This is a genomic window from Actinomyces faecalis (genome assembly GCF_013184985.2).
Taxonomy (GTDB): Bacteria; Actinomycetota; Actinomycetes; order Actinomycetales; family Actinomycetaceae; genus Actinomyces; species Actinomyces faecalis.
In genome coordinates this window covers 2274982-2292286 of sequence record NZ_CP063418.1, presented here as the reverse complement: position 1 = coordinate 2292286, position 17305 = coordinate 2274982, and the positions used below count along the sequence as shown (strand labels likewise).

Annotated in this window: 15 protein-coding genes; 13 read left to right on the top strand and 2 right to left on the bottom strand. The window is 70.2% G+C overall.

Annotated elements, in window-relative coordinates:
• Nucleotides 1-171 precede the first annotated feature (171 nt).
• A complete protein-coding gene (locus HRL51_RS09850; RefSeq protein WP_342355647.1) occupies nt 172-1518 on the top strand; it encodes a C40 family peptidase in 1347 nt (448 codons plus the stop codon).
• Between the two features lie 127 nt (nt 1519-1645).
• On the opposite strand, the gene HRL51_RS09845 is transcribed toward HRL51_RS09850, so the two are convergent.
• The gene (locus HRL51_RS09845) at nt 1646-2146 is read right to left on the bottom strand and encodes an inorganic diphosphatase (protein WP_172119430.1); all 501 of its coding nucleotides are present in this window, start codon (nt 2144-2146) and stop codon (nt 1646-1648) included.
• Between the two features lie 175 nt (nt 2147-2321).
• Between HRL51_RS09845 and dacB the strand changes: the two genes are divergently transcribed.
• The 4 genes from dacB to folE all read left to right on the top strand — a co-directional run bounded on the left by dacB (nt 2322) and on the right by folE (nt 7505).
• Nucleotides 2322-3719, top strand: a complete 1398-nt coding sequence (dacB, locus tag HRL51_RS09840) for a D-alanyl-D-alanine carboxypeptidase/D-alanyl-D-alanine endopeptidase (protein ID WP_172191566.1) — start codon at nt 2322-2324, stop codon at nt 3717-3719.
• 139 nt (nt 3720-3858) lie between these two features.
• Entirely contained in the window at nt 3859-4413 is a 555-nt protein-coding gene (gene hpt, locus HRL51_RS09835) for a hypoxanthine phosphoribosyltransferase (protein ID WP_172119432.1), read from the top strand.
• Between the two features lie 300 nt (nt 4414-4713).
• On the top strand, nt 4714-6885 hold the full coding sequence (gene ftsH / locus HRL51_RS09830) for an ATP-dependent zinc metalloprotease FtsH (protein WP_172191564.1): 2172 nt from the start codon (nt 4714-4716) through the stop codon (nt 6883-6885).
• Nucleotides 6882-7505 (top strand): GTP cyclohydrolase I FolE, encoded by a 624-nt coding sequence (gene folE / locus HRL51_RS09825; RefSeq protein WP_172119434.1) that lies wholly within the window; start codon nt 6882-6884, stop codon nt 7503-7505. Before ftsH ends, folE begins: the two co-directional genes overlap by 4 nt.
• 12 nt (nt 7506-7517) lie before the next feature.
• On the opposite strand, the gene HRL51_RS09820 is transcribed toward folE, so the two are convergent.
• Nucleotides 7518-8768: an ATP-binding protein gene (locus tag HRL51_RS09820; RefSeq protein WP_172191562.1), complete on the bottom strand. Its 1251-nt coding sequence runs from the start codon at nt 8766-8768 to the stop codon at nt 7518-7520.
• A 132-nt stretch (nt 8769-8900) separates the two neighbouring features.
• Here HRL51_RS09820 and folP point away from each other — a divergent pair, with 132 nt between their 5' ends.
• The 8 genes from folP (at nt 8901) to panD (ending at nt 17296) form a co-directional block, all read left to right on the top strand.
• On the top strand, nt 8901-9779 hold the full coding sequence (gene folP, locus HRL51_RS09815) for a dihydropteroate synthase (protein ID WP_172119435.1): 879 nt from the start codon (nt 8901-8903) through the stop codon (nt 9777-9779).
• The gene (gene folK / locus HRL51_RS09810) at nt 9776-11656 is read left to right on the top strand and encodes a 2-amino-4-hydroxy-6-hydroxymethyldihydropteridine diphosphokinase (RefSeq protein ID WP_172191560.1); all 1881 of its coding nucleotides are present in this window, start codon (nt 9776-9778) and stop codon (nt 11654-11656) included. The genes folP and folK overlap by 4 nt, the downstream gene beginning before the upstream one ends.
• Nucleotides 11656-12150, top strand: a complete 495-nt coding sequence (locus tag HRL51_RS09805; RefSeq protein WP_172191558.1) for a DUF3180 family protein — start codon at nt 11656-11658, stop codon at nt 12148-12150. The genes folK and HRL51_RS09805 overlap by 1 nt, the downstream gene beginning before the upstream one ends.
• 90 nt (nt 12151-12240) lie before the next feature.
• Nucleotides 12241-12786 carry a PH domain-containing protein gene (locus tag HRL51_RS09800; protein WP_172191556.1) on the top strand — a complete coding sequence of 182 codons (546 nt, stop codon included), beginning with the start codon at nt 12241-12243 and terminating at the stop codon, nt 12784-12786.
• On the top strand, nt 12783-14585 hold the full coding sequence (locus tag HRL51_RS09795) for a PH domain-containing protein (protein WP_172191554.1): 1803 nt from the start codon (nt 12783-12785) through the stop codon (nt 14583-14585). The genes HRL51_RS09800 and HRL51_RS09795 overlap by 4 nt, the downstream gene beginning before the upstream one ends.
• A 95-nt stretch (nt 14586-14680) precedes the next feature.
• Nucleotides 14681-15619 (top strand): Rossmann-like and DUF2520 domain-containing protein, encoded by a 939-nt coding sequence (locus HRL51_RS09790; RefSeq protein WP_172191552.1) that lies wholly within the window; start codon nt 14681-14683, stop codon nt 15617-15619.
• Nucleotides 15620-15723: 104 nt separating this feature from the next.
• The gene (gene panC / locus HRL51_RS09785) at nt 15724-16683 is read left to right on the top strand and encodes a pantoate--beta-alanine ligase (protein ID WP_172191550.1); all 960 of its coding nucleotides are present in this window, start codon (nt 15724-15726) and stop codon (nt 16681-16683) included.
• Nucleotides 16684-16840: 157 nt separating this feature from the next.
• Nucleotides 16841-17296: an aspartate 1-decarboxylase gene (gene panD, locus HRL51_RS09780; protein WP_172191548.1), complete on the top strand. Its 456-nt coding sequence runs from the start codon at nt 16841-16843 to the stop codon at nt 17294-17296.
• The last annotated feature ends 9 nt before the right edge of the window (nt 17297-17305 follow it).

Here is a 17305-nt window from a genome sequence, read left to right as displayed (position 1 = left end):
TGTGTAGTGGCGGCATTCTGCGGCAGAGAGTGAGGAGCCCGGGCGTGCGGGGCTCCTGGGGCGCCTGTGAATCCAGTTGTTTATGTGTCAGAAAGTGCGCCGAGTGACTACTGTGTCCAGAGACCTCGGTGCGCTCGTCAAGCAGGCGCGCCGCATGACGACGGAGGACCTGTGAGTCGTATCCCTAGCCCCCGCCTGCGCTCGCGTCAGGGCGCAGGTCTGCGCGGCCACCTCATGCGTACCTCGGCAACGACGGCGGGCCTCGCGCTGGTCGCCTCCCTGCTCGTGCCCGGCGCCCTGGCGGACCCGGTCTCCCAGGGCGACATCGACCGCTCCAAGTCGGCTGAGGCCACGACCTCCGCCTCGATCGCGGACCTGGAGACCCAGCTCGCCCGGCTCAGCGCCGACTCCGACGTCGCCTCCGTCAACGCCCAGGCCGCCAACGAGGACTACCTCCAGGCCAAGGCGGACCTGGACACGGCGACCACCGAGGCTGACCAGGCGCAGAAGAGCGCTGACGAGGCTGCGGCCAAGACTGCCGCCGCGCGTGGCGAGCTCGGCGCCGCCGTCGTCCAGACCTACCAGGAGGGCGGGGACGCTCTCAGCGCGCTCAAGCCCTACCTCACCAGCGAGTCCCTGGCTGACCTCGCTGACGCCGACGTGGCTCTGACCCGTGCGGGAGAGAAGGCTGACGCCCAGGTGCAGTCCGTCGAGGCTCTCCAGGCCGTGGCGGAGACGATGCAGGGCATCGCCGACCAGAAGCAGGGTGAGAAGCAGGCTGCGGCTGACACTGCCGCCAGTGCCAAGGCGTCGGCGGACTCGGCGGCCAGCGCCGCGGCCAGCGCGGTGTCCTCGGCGCAGACCAGGCGTCAGGGGCTGATCGCCCAGCTCGCTGCCCAGCGCAACACCACGGTGGAGCTGGAGACCCAGTACCAGGAGCAGCTTGACGCTCAGCGCAAGGCGGCTGAGGAGGCTGCGGCCAAGGCTGCCGCGGAGAAGGCGGCGCAGGAGGCGGCCGCCCAGCAGGCGGCTGCCCAGGCTCAGGCGGCTGCTCAGGCGCAGGCCCAGCAGCAGGCTGCCGCCCAGGCTGCGGCTCAGCAGCAGGCGGTGGCGCAGCCCCAGGCCCCGGCTCCCAGCGCCCCGGTGGCCTCCTCAGGGCGTGGTGCCTCGGCGGTGGCAGCGGCCAAGACCTTCCTGGGAGTCCCCTACGTGTGGGGTGGCGAGTCCTACAACGGCGTGGACTGTTCCGGGCTGGCCATGCTCTCCTACCGGCAGGTCGGCGTGAGCCTCTACCACTCCTCGCGCGTCCAGTACGGTCAGGGCGCCAAGGTGCCGCTGTCTGAGATGCAGCCGGGGGACCTCATCTTCTGGTCCCAGAACGGCACGCAGCCCAGCATCTACCACGTGGCGATGTACGTGGGTGACGGTCAGATGATCGAGGCCCCGAACTTCAACATGGTGGTGCGTATCACACCAGTGCGTTACAGCAAGATCATGCCCTACGCCGTGCGTCCCTGACAGGCGTGCCGGCCAGGCGTCACCGTGACGCGGGGGCGGGGCTCACGAACGATCGTGAGCCCCGCCCCGGTGTGTTCTGTGGTGCTGCGCTGCTGGCTGCCTGACGGTGCGCTAGCAGCAGGCAGCCTCAGTGACCCTCGCGCGCCACGCGCTCGGCCTCTCGCTCGTAGGAGCGGCGGATCTCGTCCTCGGCCTCCTCGCGGCCGACCCAGTGGGCGCCCTCAACGCTCTTACCGGGCTCCAGGTCCTTGTAGACCTCGAAGAAGTGCTGGATCTCCAGGCGGTGGAACTCGCTGACGTCCTCGATGTCCGTACGCCAGGAAGCGCGCTGGTCAGCGCTGGGCACGCACAGGACCTTGTCGTCGCCGCCCTTCTCATCACGCATGCGGAACATGCCCAGGGCGCGGCAGCGGATGAGGCAGCCGGGGAAGGTGGGCTCCTCCAGGAGCACCAGCGCGTCCAGCGGGTCACCGTCCTCACCCAGGGTGTTGTCGATGAATCCGTAGTCATCGGGGTAGCGGGTTGAGGTAAAGAGCATGCGGTCGAGCTTGATGCGGCCGGTTTCGTGGTCTACCTCGTACTTGTTGCGGTTTCCCTTGGGGATCTCGATCGTGACGTCGAACTCCACGAGTGCCTCCCAGCTGTTGTCCGGTGCTTGCCGATGAGGAACGGCGAGCGGGCCGCTCCGGGACGGGCGGCTTCAATGGCACTAGTGTGGCTCACGACGCCGCCTGAGGGTGGGATCCTGTCACACGACCTGGTCTCGGCGGGAATCCAGACCTGTCTCATGACGTGGAGGACCAGTGCGCAAGGCCACCATCGCAGCCCTGACCGCAGCGACGTTCCTCGTCGCCGGGGGCTACTACGGACTGGCCGACGCCCTTGACGTCGTGCCTGGGCCGCTGACCGTCGCGCCGGTGACTCACGAGCTCCAGCCCTTCCCCACGATCACCTCGGCCACTCCCGCCGCTCAGGCTGCCGCAGGCCTGGACGACGGCGCTGCCGTGCCCGAGGCCACGGTGCTGGCCGGCTACGCCCAGGCGCTGGCCGCCGACGCGCTGGTGGGGACCGCGACGACGGGGGTGTCGGTGATCGACGTCGTCACCGGACAGACACTGGTGGACCACGGCGCCTCGAGCGCCCTGACCCCGGCCTCGTCCAACAAGCTGCTCACGGCATGGGCGAGCCTGTCTGAGCTGGGTGCCGGCCACCGCATGACCACGCAGGCCACCTTCCAGGACGGCACGCTCACGCTGGTGGGCGGTGGGGACGTCCTGCTGGCGGCTGACCAGGGGGACCCGGACTCCGTCGTCGGCCACGCGGGACTGGGCGACCTGGCTCGTGCGGCCGCCGCCAGGCTGGCAGACCAGGGGGTGACAAGCGTCAGGCTCGCCCTGGACGACACGCTCTTCACCGGGGCCACCTTCTCCCCGGACTGGGAGGCCGGCAACGAGGCGTGGGTCGCCCCCGTCCAGCCGCTCATGGTTGACGTCACCTCCTACGGTGGTGCGACCCCGTACCCGCAGGACCCCGCGCTGGAGGCGGCACAGGCCTTTGCCGCGGCGCTGACGCAGGCGGGCGTCACCGTCGAGGGGGACGTCACCCGCGACCGCGCTCCTGAGGGGGCTGAGGTCGTCGCCTCGGTGGAGTCCGCGCCTCTGTCAGAGATCCTGGCCGTCTCGCTCAAGGCCTCGGACAACGCGATGACGGAGGTCGAGGGGCGGGTGCTCGCGGCCGCCACCGGCCACGAGGCCAGCTTCACCGGAGCCACGCAGGCCGTGCTGGAGCGCCTCAAGGCGGACGGCTTCGACGTCTCGGACGTCACCATGCTCGACTGCTCAGGACTGGCGCGCGGGGACAAGGTGCCCGCCCGCCTGCTCGCCCAGATCGTGGCCAGGGCCGCTGGCCAGGACGGAGGGACCGTCGGTCGCTCGCTCATCACCGCACTGCCGGTGGCCGGCCTGGACGGTACGCTGCACGACCGTCTCACCCAGGGGGCGGCGACCGGGACGGTCCGGGCCAAGACCGGCTCGCTGGACGAGACCGCCTCCTTGACGGGCACCGTGGTCACCCGCGACGGCAGGATGCTCGCCTTCTCCGTCATCGTCGACGGCTTCGAGACCGGCGGACTGTACTCCGCGCGCGTGGCGCTGGACCGGGACCTGGTGACCCCGATGGCGGACTGCGGCTGCCAGGGCTGAGGCCGGGCACGCAGGACAGACGCCTCCGCCTGACGCAGACGGCAGGTGGGCCGGCAGCGTTCGCGCCTGCGCCGTCGTCGTGACAGACTCGTCCTGCGGTTTTCTTTTCCTATCGTCTCGATCCGCACGGAGGGTGAAGGTGGACGCCACTGACATGGGTCACGACCTGGCGCAGGTTCTCGTCTCGCAGGAGGAGATCGCCCAGCGCCTCGACGAGATGGCCGCTCAGATCGACGCTGACTACGAGGGCAAGGACCTGCTCCTCGTGGGGGTGCTCAAGGGGGCGGTCTACGTCATGGCGGACCTGTCCCGGCGCCTGCACCGCAGCGCCCCGATGGACTGGATGGCAGTGTCCTCCTACGGCTCAGGGACCAAGTCCTCGGGCGTGGTGCGTATCCTGAAGGACCTGGACGCGGACCTGACCGGGCGCCACGTCCTCATCGTCGAGGACATCATCGACTCCGGGCTCACCCTGTCCTGGCTCGTGGGCAACCTCTCCAGCCGCGGGGCGGCCAGCGTGGAGATCGCCACCCTCCTGCGCAAGCCCGAGGCGGCCAAGGTCGAGGTGGACGTGAAGTACGTCGGCTTCGACATCCCCACCGAGTTCGTCGTCGGATACGGCCTGGACTACGCCGAGCGCTACCGCAACCTGCCGTTCATCGGCACCCTGCGTCCTGAGGTCTACGGGGGCTGAGAGCGTGCGTAGCGAGATCGTCAACCAGCCCTACGCCGAGCAGCAGCCGACCCAGCGCTGGACGCTGTAGCCGAGCAAGATGCCGCGGGTGCTCATAGGCCCCGGCTTCGTCGCCGTCCAGCCCTCGCAGGGCCAGCCCGTCGTGACCGCCAGCGAGGAGCGAGCTCGGAGGGCGTCGGCACTGGTCGCCCGCCGGACCGGTCTGCACGCCTGAGGCGAACGGACGCCCTGCCTCGTGGTGCGTGCACGAGGTTGTCGGATACCGTCGGGTGATCACACGCGCGAAGGGAACACACCTCGATGAGCGACACTGGTCAGCCCGGCGGCAGCCGCTCGGTGGACACCAAGGACAAGAAGGGCTCCTCGCCCTTAGGGCACGGCCCCAAGCGGGGCAGGGGCGGCAGGTCACGCAGGCGTGGCCGTCTGTCCAGCCCCTTCATGTGGGCCGCGCCCGTGGTGCTCCTGGCGCTGCTGGCCTGGATGCTCCTGTCCGCCATGGGCGGCTACCGCGCCATCGACACCTCTGACGGCCTGGCGATCCTCAAGGACTCACCTGACACCGTGAAGTCCGTGACCGTCATCGACGGGACCCAGCGCGTGGAGCTGACGCTCACCGAGAGCTACACCCGCAAGGCCAAGGAGTCCGGCCAGACCGACCAGAAGCTGGGCAAGAAGGTCCAGTTCACCTTCACCCACGCCCAGGCTGAGCAGGTGGACAGGCTCGTCCAGGACGCCGAGCCCTCAGGCGGCTTCAACTCCGTCGTGCCCACCACCAGCTGGTGGGCCTCGATGCTCCAGCTCATGCTGCCCATGCTCCTGCTGCTGGGTCTCATGTGGTGGATCATGGGACGGATGACCGGCGGGCGAGGCGGGGCGATGGGCTTCGGCAAGTCCAAGGCCAAGGTCGGCTCCAAGGAGATGCCCGAGGTCACCTTTGACGACGTCGCCGGTGAGGACGAGGCCGTCGAGGAGCTGGAGGAGATCCGCGAGTTCCTGGCTGAGCCGGAGAAGTTCCAGGCCGTGGGAGCCAAGATCCCCAAGGGCGTGCTGCTCTACGGCCCGCCCGGAACCGGTAAGACGCTGCTGGCCAAGGCCGTGGCCGGGGAGGCGGGCGTGCCCTTCTTCTCCATGTCCGGCTCGGAGTTCGTCGAGATGTTCGTCGGCGTGGGTGCCTCGCGCGTGCGAGACCTGTTCGAGCAGGCCAAGGAGAACGCGCCGGCCATCATCTTCGTCGACGAGATCGACGCCGTCGGCCGGCACCGCGGCTCAGGCACCGGCGGTGGTCACGACGAGCGCGAGCAGACCCTCAACCAGCTGCTCGTGGAGATGGACGGCTTCGACGCCTCGACCAACATCATCCTCATCGCTGCCACCAACCGTCCTGACGTGCTCGACCCCGCGCTGCTGCGCCCGGGACGCTTCGACCGGCAGGTCGCTGTCGAGGCCCCGGACATGGCTGGGCGCGCCGCGATCCTGCGCGTCCACGCCAAGGGCAAGCCGATGACCCGTGACGTCGACCTCGACCAGGTCGCCAAGCGCACTCCTGGCTTCACCGGCGCGGACCTGGCCAACGTCCTCAACGAGGCCGCTCTGCTCACGGCCCGCTCCAACGCCCATCTCATCGACAACCGGGCGCTGGACGAGGCGATCGACCGCGTCATCGCGGGCCCTCAGAAGCGCACCCGCGTCATGAACGACCACGAGAAGGCCGTCACGGCCTACCACGAGGCCGGGCACGCGCTGTGCGCGGCCGCGGGCGCCTACTCCGACCCGGTCACCAAGGTGACGATCCTGCCGCGCGGCAAGGCGCTGGGCTACACGATGGTGATGCCCTCCGACGACAAGTACTCCACCACCCGCAACGAGCTGCTCGACCAGCTGGTCTACGCCATGGGCGGGCGCGCGGCCGAGGAGCTGGTCTTCCGTGACCCGACCACCGGGGCCTCCAACGACATCGAGAAGGCCACGGCCACGGCCCGCAAGATGGTCACCGACTACGGCATGACCCGCTCGGTGGGCGCGGTCAGGCTCGGAACCACCGAGAACGAGACCGTGCTGGGGCTGAGCGCCACGCAGCGTGACTTCTCTGAGCAGGTGGCGGCCGACGTCGACGTCGAGGTGCGTGCGCTCATGGACACCGCCCACCGTGAGGCGTGGGAGATCCTGACCCGCAACCGTGCCGTCCTGGAGGAGCTGGCCACCCAGCTGCTGGAGAAGGAGACGCTGCTGGAGAAGGACCTGGAGCGCATCTTCGCCCCCGTCGTCAAGCAGCCCGAGCGGCCCCTGTGGAGCTCGGACGAGTCCCTGGTCCTGGACGGGGAGCTGGCCGCAGGTACCTACTTCACCGGCTCCGCGCTGCCTCGTCGGCGGGCGGGCAAGGATGACGACGGTGCAGGCGTCAGCGTGGCCCCGGCACCTGCTGACAGCACGCAGGCCGCTCCGTCCGGCCCGGCGGACGGGCCCCAGGCATGAGCCACCGCCGGGAGGCTGCTGGGCCCGACGACGTCGGCCCTGCCGCTCGGCGTCCCTATGACGCCGAGGGCGTGCGCCGGGCGGTGCGTGACCTGCTCGTGGCGATCGGGGAGGACCCGGACCGTGACGGGCTGCGGGAGACGCCCGACCGGATGGCCCGGGCGTACGAGGAGATGTTCGCGGGCCTGCGGGAGGACCCGGGCGCTCACGTGGAGAAGGTCTTCGACGTCGGGCACGACGAGATGGTCCTGGTCCGTGACATCCCGATGTACTCGGTCTGCGAGCACCACCTCCTGCCCTTCCACGGCGTCGCCCACATCGCCTACATCCCTAGCGAGGACGGGCACGTGACCGGCCTGTCCAAGCTGGCGCGCCTGGTCGAGGGCTACGCGCGTCGTCCCCAGGTCCAGGAGAGGCTGACCGCGCAGGTGGCTGACGCGATGGTCGAGCGCCTGGACGTGCGCGGCGTGCTCGTCGTCGTCGAGGCCGAGCACCTGTGCATGTCGATGCGCGGAGTCCGTAAGCCCGGGTCCTCGACCGTGACCTCGGCGGTACGTGGACAGCTGCGGGCCGCGGCCACGCGCGCGGAGGCCATGAGCCTCATCCTGGGGCGTCACTGAGATAGCAGGGAGTTAGTCTCCGTGCCTGGGTGCATGACCGGCATGTCGTTGGGGACGACGACGGTGGTGTAGCTCCGGCACTTCGAGCACCGGTACGGCACGGAGCATGAACTTGTCGAAGTCTGGGACGGTGAACGCCGCATACCCGTGTTGAGGGGTGTACAGCAGTCCCATGTCAATGAGCTGGGACCTGATCGGAGCGACCTGAGAGGACTCGCGGTCCATGAGCGCAGCGACGTCCGCGGCCTTTTGCGGTTCCGGGCCGAGTTGTGCCATGGCACGCATATACGCTGTTTGCAACGGGGTGGCGCGGTCAAGGCGGACTTTAAAGAACGAGCTATCGAGCTTGGCTTCGTAGGCTTCCTGTGCTGCCACGACGTTGTCGCGAGTGATCGTGTGGTCCTGAGCGATGATCCACGCTTGATAGCCCAATTCTTGAAGAAAGTACGGGTATCCATGTGTGATGTCGACTGCGAGGTCGACAGCGTCGTCGGTGAAGGTCACGCCTTCACCCTGGGCAGGCTCGATGAGGGCCTGGCGTGCGTCCTCGGCGTTGAGGGAATCAATGTGAGGGAACCTGAACAGGCGTTCGGCATACGACTTGGCGTCCCCCGCCAACTCAGCGATCTGAGGTAGTCCGGCGCCCACAAAAGTAATGGGGAGCTTCTTCTGGACGGACTTGTGCACAGCCTGGATCAGGGACTCCAACTGTTGAGGCGTGAGAAACTGTACCTCGTCGATCAGCGTGACGATGCCCTTCTTGCGCTCTTTGGCGACCGCGCCGACGGCAAGAAAGACATCGGTAAGGTCGAGGCCGAGGTCGCCGTGATCTGCATAGCCTTCTGCAGGCGGAATGTCCCAGGTGACTGAGAACGTCCCAGCCTGGTCGACAGACAGGACGAATGCACTGAGAACCTCGGCGGCATGTCGTGCACGGTCTGTCCAGCGGGCGCGCGGAGACAGGTGGAGAAGCGCGGTACGGAACCTGGAGAATATGGACTGACGAAATGTGTGCTCATCATGTTTGGAAGCCTCGATCTCGATGACTTCCCAGCCGGCGTCCTCTGCGATCTCGCTGAATCGAGTCAGCAAGACGGTTTTCCCCACTCCGCGTAGTCCGGTGATGATCATGGACTGCTCGGTTCGTCCGCGGCTGAGACGCTGAAGCAGCGTATCGAAGGCCTCGGTCTGTCCGTCGCGACCGATGAGTGCCTCTGGCGTCGCCCCAGCGTTCGGCGTGTAGGGGTTGTTAACGTTGTCCATGTGACGAGGTTACAAACCTTAAGGCGCTTTATCTAGATCTAATAAAGTTCGGCTTTGCTTCAATGTTGTTCCAACGCGTGCGCCTGCAGCAAGATCCGGGCGCCGGCAGGACGCTCACGTTAGGCTGGGGCGATGAACCAGGCCGATCCCCTTGCTCCGTCACCGTTGCCGAACCACCTGGCTGCCGCCACGCGCCAGGGACGCACCCTGGTCATGGCGATCATCAACGTCACGCCGGACTCCTTCTCCGACGGCGGTCGCTGGCTCGAGGTGGACAAGGCGGTGGAGCACGGTCTGGGGCTCGTGCGGCAGGGGGCGGACCTGCTGGACGTCGGCGGGGAGTCGACCCGCCCTGGCGCCAGCCGGGTGAGCGCAGCCGAGGAGACCGAGCGGGTGCTGCCGGTGGTACGTGAGCTCGTGGCTGCCGGCGCGGTGGTCTCGGTGGACACGATCCACGCCGCCACCGCCGAGGCCGTGGTCCAGGCCGGTGCGCTCGTCGTCAACGACGTCTCCGGCGGCCTCGCGGACCCCCGCATGCACGCCGTCGTCGCAGACACCGGAGTGGTCTACGTCTGCCAGCACTGGCGGGGCAGCCCTGAGACCATGGACCGGCTGACCGACTACGGTGGCGACGTCGTCGCCGGGGTCGAGGCCGAGCTGCGTCAGCGTCTGGACGAGCTCGAGGCCGCTGGCGTCGACCCCACCCAGGTGGTCATCGACCCGGGCCTGGGCTTCGCCAAGACGCACGAGCAGTCCTGGCAGCTGCTGGCTGCTACCGCCCGGCTGCGAGAGGACCTGGGCCACCCGGTCCTTGTCGGCGCCTCACGCAAGCGCTTCCTGGCCTCCGCCGTCGCCGCGGACCGTGCCGGAGAGCCGACGGCGCGCGACGCCGCTACCGCTGCTACCTCAGCCCTCGCCGGTGCCGCCGGCGCCTGGGCCGTCCGAGTCCACGAGGTCCCGGCCAGCCGGGACGCCGTCATGGCTGCCTCCCTCTGGAAGGAATCACGATGAGCACCGTCCTGACACAGGACCAGATCCGACTGACCGGGCTGTCCGCCCGGGGCTACCACGGCGTGCTGCCCAGCGAGCGCGAGGAGGGCCAGCTCTTCGTCGTCGACGCCGGGCTGCGCCTGGGCGCACGGGGCACGGCCGCGGCTGCCGTGACCGACTGCCTGGACGACGCCGTGGACTACTCCGCCGTGGCGACGGCGATCATCGACGTCATCGAGGGGGAGCCTGTCCGCCTCATCGAGACGCTGGCCGCGCGCGTGGCGCAGGCGGTCCTCGCCTTCGAGGCGGTGCGTGAGGTCGAGGTCACTGTCCACAAGCCGCAGGCCCCGCTGGAGGTCGCCTTCGAGGACGTCTCGGTCACCATCGTCCGCCGCGACGAGGACGCCACCGTGCCGCATGAGCCGGCCGGTGGCCGTGTTGACGCCCTGCCCGCCCTCGCAGCGCTGGCGGAGCCTGCCTCGGCCCCGGTCTGGGAGACTGCGGAGCCTGCTGCGTCCTCGCCCGAGCCCGCGGCAGCGCCCTCACCGGCTGAGGAGCTGCCCGAGGCGCCGCAGGAGGTCCAGGCTCAGGACGCTCTCGCCGCCGGTCTTGCTCCCGAGCCCCCGGCGCCGGCCGACGCTCTGGGCGCCGGGGCCGTAGCCTCTGCGGTCGGGCTCGCCGGTGCTGCCGGCATGGCTGAGGCAGCGGGCCTGCTTGACGACGACGGTGCCGCACCGGACGCCGTCGAGGTCCCCGAGGTCGCCGAGGCTGACGCGCCTGTCGAGCCCGAGGGCGCGGAGCCCCAGAAGGACCGTGAGCCTGGAGCGGAGGAGGCGGCACCTGTGGCTGAGGCGGAGCCCGGGGACCAGACGGAGCCTGAGCCCGCCCCGGAGCCGGCTCCTGCGCTCGCAGCCTCACCTGACCGGCTTGCTCAGACCCCGGAGCACCCGGCTGAGGTCGTCATCGCGCTGGGCGGTAACGTCGGAGGTGTCGTCCCGGCCCTGCGGCAGGCCGTGAGCACGCTGCGATCCACGCCGGGTGTGAGCGTCACCGACGTCGCCCCGTTGGCCCGTACGGCGGCGGTGGTCCCGGAGGGCGGCACCGAGCAGCCTGACTACCTCAACACGGTGGTGGTCGCGACCACGACCCTGTCCCCGCGTGACCTGCTGGCCGTGTGCCAGGGCCTGGAGGCTGACGCCGGACGCGTACGCACCGAGCCCAAGGGGCCGCGAACACTGGATGCCGACCTCATCACCTATGAGGGCGTCACCTCCACCGATCCCGTGCTGACGCTGCCGCACCCGGCGGCCGCTCAGCGGGCCTTCGTCCTCGTGCCCTGGGCGCAGGCGGACCCCTTCGCTGAGATCGGTGACCAGTCCGTCGCGGCTCTGGCGGAGGAGGCGCCGGACCGTGAGGGCGTGCGGTGGCTCGCCCTGGACTGGCTGGACTCCGACCACCTTCCGGCCCTGCCGACGGGGCAGTACGTCGCCCCGCCGTTGCCGCCGCAGGAGCCCGAGGTGCCGCAGGCTCCGCTGCCTCCCGCCCCGCAGGGTGAGGACGAGGCTGCTCCTGCGCCCGAGCCGGCTGACGCGCCGCCGCCACCAGCACCCGAGAAGCCGGTCGCCTCCGCCGATGAAGCGGCGCCGCGACCTGCTGACTCGCTCGCGCATACTGAGGGGTCGACGACGCACTCCGTCCCTGACCCGGCGCCTGCGCCCCCGGCTCCGCCGTCGGCCTGTGCCCCGGAGCCGGAGACGCCTCCGGTGCCCGGCTCCCCGCAGGTCCTCACCCCGGAGCCAGCCGCTGAGCCGGAGGACGCCGCGGCAGAGGCTGACAAGGAGTGGTCCCAGCCGCTGGGCTGGGACGAGGTGATCGGCGGACGGGACGGGCAGTCCTGATGCACCGCACGCGCTGGACCGGCGTCCTCGCGTGCTTCGTCACGTCGGTCGTGGTGAGCTGGGTCGTTGTCGACCTGGTGCTGCGTCATCGCGGCTGGGTCCCCGCACTGACCCCGTGGGGCGCCGCCGTGGCCCTGACCGTCGCCCTGGTCGTGCTCGTCGCAGGCCAGGCGGTGCGGAGGCTGCGTGCTCACCGCCCCACGTGGATGACGCCGACCGGCGCCGCAGTCACCGCGGCCGCCGCCCAGGCCTCGGCGCTCGTCGGCGCCGTCGTCGGGGGCGTCTACGGCGGCGAGCTGGCCGTGGCGCTCGTCGCCCCGGCCTCCCCTGCCATGGACTCGTTGGGGCTCACGGCTGCTGGCTGCCTCGTGGCCTCCCTGGTGTGGTGCGCGTGCGGGCTCGTGGTCGAGCACTGGTGCGCCATCGACATGAGCGATGACGACGACGAGGACGGCTCCCAGGGCGCGGTGCCCAGCGGCGGGGCGACGGCCTGAGTCCTCAGAAGAACGAAGGTCCTCCTGACGGAGGATGCCGGCACGGCCTAGGCGTGAGACGGTGAGGGCCCCGACACGCAAGGAGCCACCGTGACTGCCTCCCGTCCGACTGAGCCGACCGTCCCTGACTCTGGTCGGCCCAGTGACACCGCCGCTGTCTCGCCCTTCGAGCCTGAGGGTGTCGAGTTCCACCCGGTCTCGCCCACGCTGATCACTGCTCGTCTTGCGCTCAACCTCGGCTTCGACGCCGTGCTCATCGTCGTCTTCCTCGTGCTCGGCGTGGTGCACGACCACTGGTGGTTCCTGGGGGCTGGGCTGGTGACAGCCACGACGTCGTGGGAGTCGTGGCTCATCCCCCGCCAGGTGCGTGCCATGGGATACGCCCTGGGCGAGGACCACCTGCTATGGCGCAAGGGCATCATGTTCCGCCGGATCTCGGTGGTCCCGTACGGGCGCATGCAGTTCGTGGACACCTCCCAGGGGCCGCTGGCCCGGCACCTCGGTATCGCTGAGGTCAAGCTCCACACAGCCTCCGCCTCCACCGACGCCACCATCAACGGGCTGCCGGTGGCTGAGGCCGAGCACCTGCGCCAGCTCCTGTCTGAGCGTGGCGAGGAGAGGATGAGCGGTCTGTGAGCACCAGGAAGATCTTCCCTTCGCCCGGAGCGGGGTCTGGTGACGCAGGCCCCGGCGCCGACGGTGCTGAGACCTCTGCGCGCCGGGGCCGTGCAGACGCGGCTGAGCGCTCCATCAGCCTGCCCGAGGGTGTGCAGTGGCTCCGGATGCATCCCGTGACACCGCTGCTGGAAGGGTGGAAGCTGATCGCCGCGGTGATCGCCTTTCTGACCTTCCAGAACGCGGGCGAGGCCTACCAGGCCTATCAGGCAATCTCCAAGGAGGGCCTGCCCTTCAGCGAGTCCCAGCTCGTGTGGATCCTGCCTGCTGTCGGGGCGGTCCTCGTGCTCCTGGGGATCGCGCTGTTCCTGGGCTGGCGGTACAAGACCTATGCCGTCGACCGTGACGGCGTCTACCTGCGCTCGGGCGTGCTGACCAAGCAGCTGCGGATCGCTCGCCTGCCCCGCATCCAGGCCGTCGACGTCGTCCACCCGTTGCTGGGCCGGGTCTTCGGGCTCGGGCAGCTCACCGTCGAGGTCGCTGGCAGCGGAGACTCGCGAGTGGTGCTCGGGTACCTGCCCACCGCGCAGCTGGAGGATCTGCGTGACACCATCCTCGACCTGGCAGCGGGCGTGCAGCCCGAGGCTCCTCGTGCGCACTCGCAGGCTCCGGCCACGTCACCGCTCGGTTCCCAGGAACCTGAGGGCGCTCCTGCTGGTGGTCTCCTCCCGGAGACGTCGCCCCAGGCGGAGGCAGAATCCGGTGGCAGGCGCCCACCCAGCGGCTTCGAGGACGCGGCTGCGGCTCCGCGCGCGCTGGCTGGTCGGCGCGAGGAGCACCCGCTGTACGAGGTCGACACCAAGGTCCTCCTCGGGTCGATCCTGCGCTCGGCCATCGCGATCGGCGCCGTCGTCGTCCTGTCCGCCTTCATCATTCTGGTGGCCTTCGTCGTCGGGAGCAAAACGGAGGGAAGTGACGTCGGTGAGCTCATCGGCGCCCTCATCCCGGCTGCGATTCTCCCCGTGACGGTCATCGGCGTGGCGTGGTCGCGAGTCAACCGAGGGTGGGGCTTCCGGGCCGCGGCGACCCCTGCCGGCATCCGTGTGCGCTACGGACTGACCTCAGACACGTCCTCGACGCTGCCTCCCGGACGCGTCCACGCGGTGGGCCTGGAGCAGGGGCCGCTGTGGCGCAGCAAGGACTGGTGGAAGGTCGAGGCCTGTGTGGCAGGCAGAGAGACCGCTGACGTCTCCTCCTCCGGGCAGGTGCAGGAGAGCGGCTCCAGCCTCCTTCTGCCCGTGGGCGAGCGGGACACGGCGCTGCGGGCCCTGTGGCTGGTCACCCCTGACCTGGGTACCAGCGACCCGGACGCGCTGCTGGACGCCGTCCTGTCCGGCACGGACGACGACGGCGTGGCCGACCTCAGCGCGCCGATCGGCTCAGCCGAGCGCGGTCTGGTCCGAGTCAGCCCGCGGGGACGGGTCTTCTCACCCCTGGCGTGGCGACGTGAGGGCATCGTCCTGACCGACACCTGCGTCATCCTGCGCACGGGCCGGTTGTGGAGGAGCGCCAGCGTGGTGCCCTATGAGCGGATCCAGTCCGTGATCGTGCAGCAGGGGCCTCTCGCCCGACGTCGCGGCCTGGCCAAGATCGAGCTGTGCATGGTGAGCCCCGGCCAGGTGTCCACCAGTATGTCCAACCTTGAGCTCAAGGACGTGGCTGCCCTGGAACGGGTGATCTCCGAGCGTGCGCTGCGGCGCCGTCGGGAGGAGAGGCTTGACCGCTGGCTGGCACGTGCCGTGGCTGAGACGCCGTCCTGAGAGGCCTCGGCTCCCTGGCCCTGCGCGGCGGTACCACGCACGGGAGGACGGGGAGGCCGCACCGGCGTCGCGCCTCGTCATGAGACGATCACGTCATGACTGAGCCGAACCACTCCTCCGTTCCGGTCCCCGGGTCCCAGGCCGCCAGGCCCGGACGGCTCGGGGTCGGCGTCATCTCGGCGGGCAGGGTCGGGGCGGTCCTGGGCTCGGCCCTGCGGGCGGTGGAGCACCAGGTGGTGGGCGTCCACGCCGTCTCGGAGGCCTCGCGCGAGCGTGCCGAGGTCATGCTGCCAGGCGTGCCGGTGCTGGAGGTCGAGGAGATCGTCCGTCGCGCTGAGCTGGTGCTGCTCGCGGTTCCTGACGACGCCCTGGCGGACCTGGTCTCCGGGCTGGCCGAGGTCGGCGCCTGGCAGATGGGCCAGATCGTGGTCCACACCTCCGGGCGCTACGGCATCGAGGTCCTGACGCCGGCTCAGGCTGCTGGCGCGATCCCCGTCGCCCTGCACCCGGCGATGACCTTCTCCGGGATGTCCACGGACCTGGCCAGGCTGACGGGCTGCCCGATGGCCGTGACCGCTCCGCCGGCCTTCCTGCCGATCGGGCAGGCGCTGGCCGTGGAGCTGGGTGGTGAGCCCTTCGTCCTGGCCGAGGAGGCGCGTGCTGCCTACCACGCGGCGCTGGCCCACGGGGCGAACCACCTGGTGACACTGGTGGGGCAGGCAGTACGTGCGCTGGCGGCGGCTGGTGTGGAGGACGGCACGGCGACCCTGCGTCCGCTGCTGTCCGCGGCCCTGGACCGTGCGCTGCGCGAGGGGGCCGACCAGGCGCTGACCGGACCGGTGGCGCGCGGCGACGTCGGGACCGTGAGAGCCCACCTGGAGGCGTTGTCAGCGTTGCGGGACGGTGAGGACCGACCGCTTGAGGACGTCGTGGCTACCTACCGCGCGCTCGCGACGGCCACCGTGGAGCGTTGCCGGTCCACCGGCCAGCTCCAGGCCGGACAGGTGGAGGGCCTGCGGGACGTCCTGGGCTGAGACCGGTGGCGACAGGCCGCGGGCGGAAGCGGACGCAGGGTAGGCGCGGTGGCCGGTGCGTTGCTGCCGCGGGACCCGGTCTCGGGCCGGACTACCCTGGAGCCGTGACATCGACTGCGCCTCCCTCTGCCTCCTTTCCTGCGACCTTGACCCGCACGCGTGCCGAGCTCTCGGCCGCCCTGGACGGCGACGGCGCCCCACGCGCCGTCGTCATGACCATGGGCGCCCTGCACCAGGGCCACTTCGACCTCGTCGCGGAGGCAGCCCGCCGTGTCGGGCCGGACGGTACCGTCGTCGTCACGATCTTCCTCAACCCGCTTCAGTTCGCGCCGGGGGAGGACCTCGACGCCTACCCGCGCACCCTGGACGCCGACGTCTCCGGCGTCACCGCCGCGCTGACGGACGACACCGGCACGCTGCGGGTGGGCCGCCTGGTTGTCTTCGCCCCGACGCCCGAGGTCATGTACCCCGACGGCGAGCCGTCGGTGCGTCTGGACCCGGGCCCTGTGGCCACCGTCCTCGAGGGCGCGACGAGGCCCACGCACTTCGCCGGCGTGCTCCAGGTGGTGCTCACCCTCATGCACCTGACTCGCCCGCGCTGGGCGCTGTTCGGCCGTAAGGACGCCCAGCAGCTGGCCATCGTCTCCGCCATGGTCCGTGACCTGGCGGTCCCGCTGGAGATCGTGCCGGTGGACATCCGCCGCGAGGAGGACGGGCTCGCCATGAGCTCACGCAACGCCTACCTCTCTGCCACCGAGCGCAGCCAGGCCCTCGCGCTGTCTCGTGCGCTGGAGGCCGGGCGCCAGGCGGCGGCGGGCGGTGCCGACGCTGCCGGGGTCCGTCAGGCTGCCGTGGACCTGCTCGCCAGTGCCGAGGGCGTCGAGGTCGACTACGTCGCGGTCGTCGACCCGGACACCTTCACGGAGCGGGCGGCTGCGGGCCTGGGCCTGCCTCCTGAGGACGACGACGCAGCAGCTGCCACTGAGGGAACCGTCCTGCTGGCTCTGGCTGCCGAGGTCGGCTCGACCAGGCTGATCGACAACACGCTGGTCACGCTGGGGTGAACCGGCCTGCCCGGTCCGTGCGACCGGTGCGGTGACGGTGAGTGGCGGGCGGCTGCGCCGTCGTCTGCTCCTCCGGGCGAGGGTGTGAGGCACGCGTGCTGTCGCCTCGCTCACCTCGCCGTCCCGCGAGACGTGCCACGGCATACCCTTGGCCGCGATGAGCACTCGCACCCGGACGATGATGACGTCCAAGATCCACCGCGCCACCGTCACCCAGGCTGACCTGAACTACGTCGGCTCGATCACCGTGGACGCCGCGCTGCTGGAGGCCGCTGACCTGCTGCCCGGCGAGCGCGTGGACATCTGCAACTGCACCAACGGCAACCGCCTGTCCACCTACGTCATCCCCGGTGAGCGCGGCGCGGGCGAGATCTGTGTCAACGGTGCGGCGGCCCACCTGGTCTCTCCCGGTGACGTCGTCATCCTCATCGCCTACTCCCAGATCGACGACGCAGCCGCGCGCAGCTACCAGCCCCACGTCGTCTTCGTGGACGACAGGAACCAGGTCGTGGACCGGGGGAGCGAGCCCGGCCAGGTGCCGCCGGACTCAGACGTCGCGCGGCTGCAGGGCCTGCGGCCCTCGGGAACGACCTTCGCCCAGGCTCGTGGCTGAGGTGCGCGG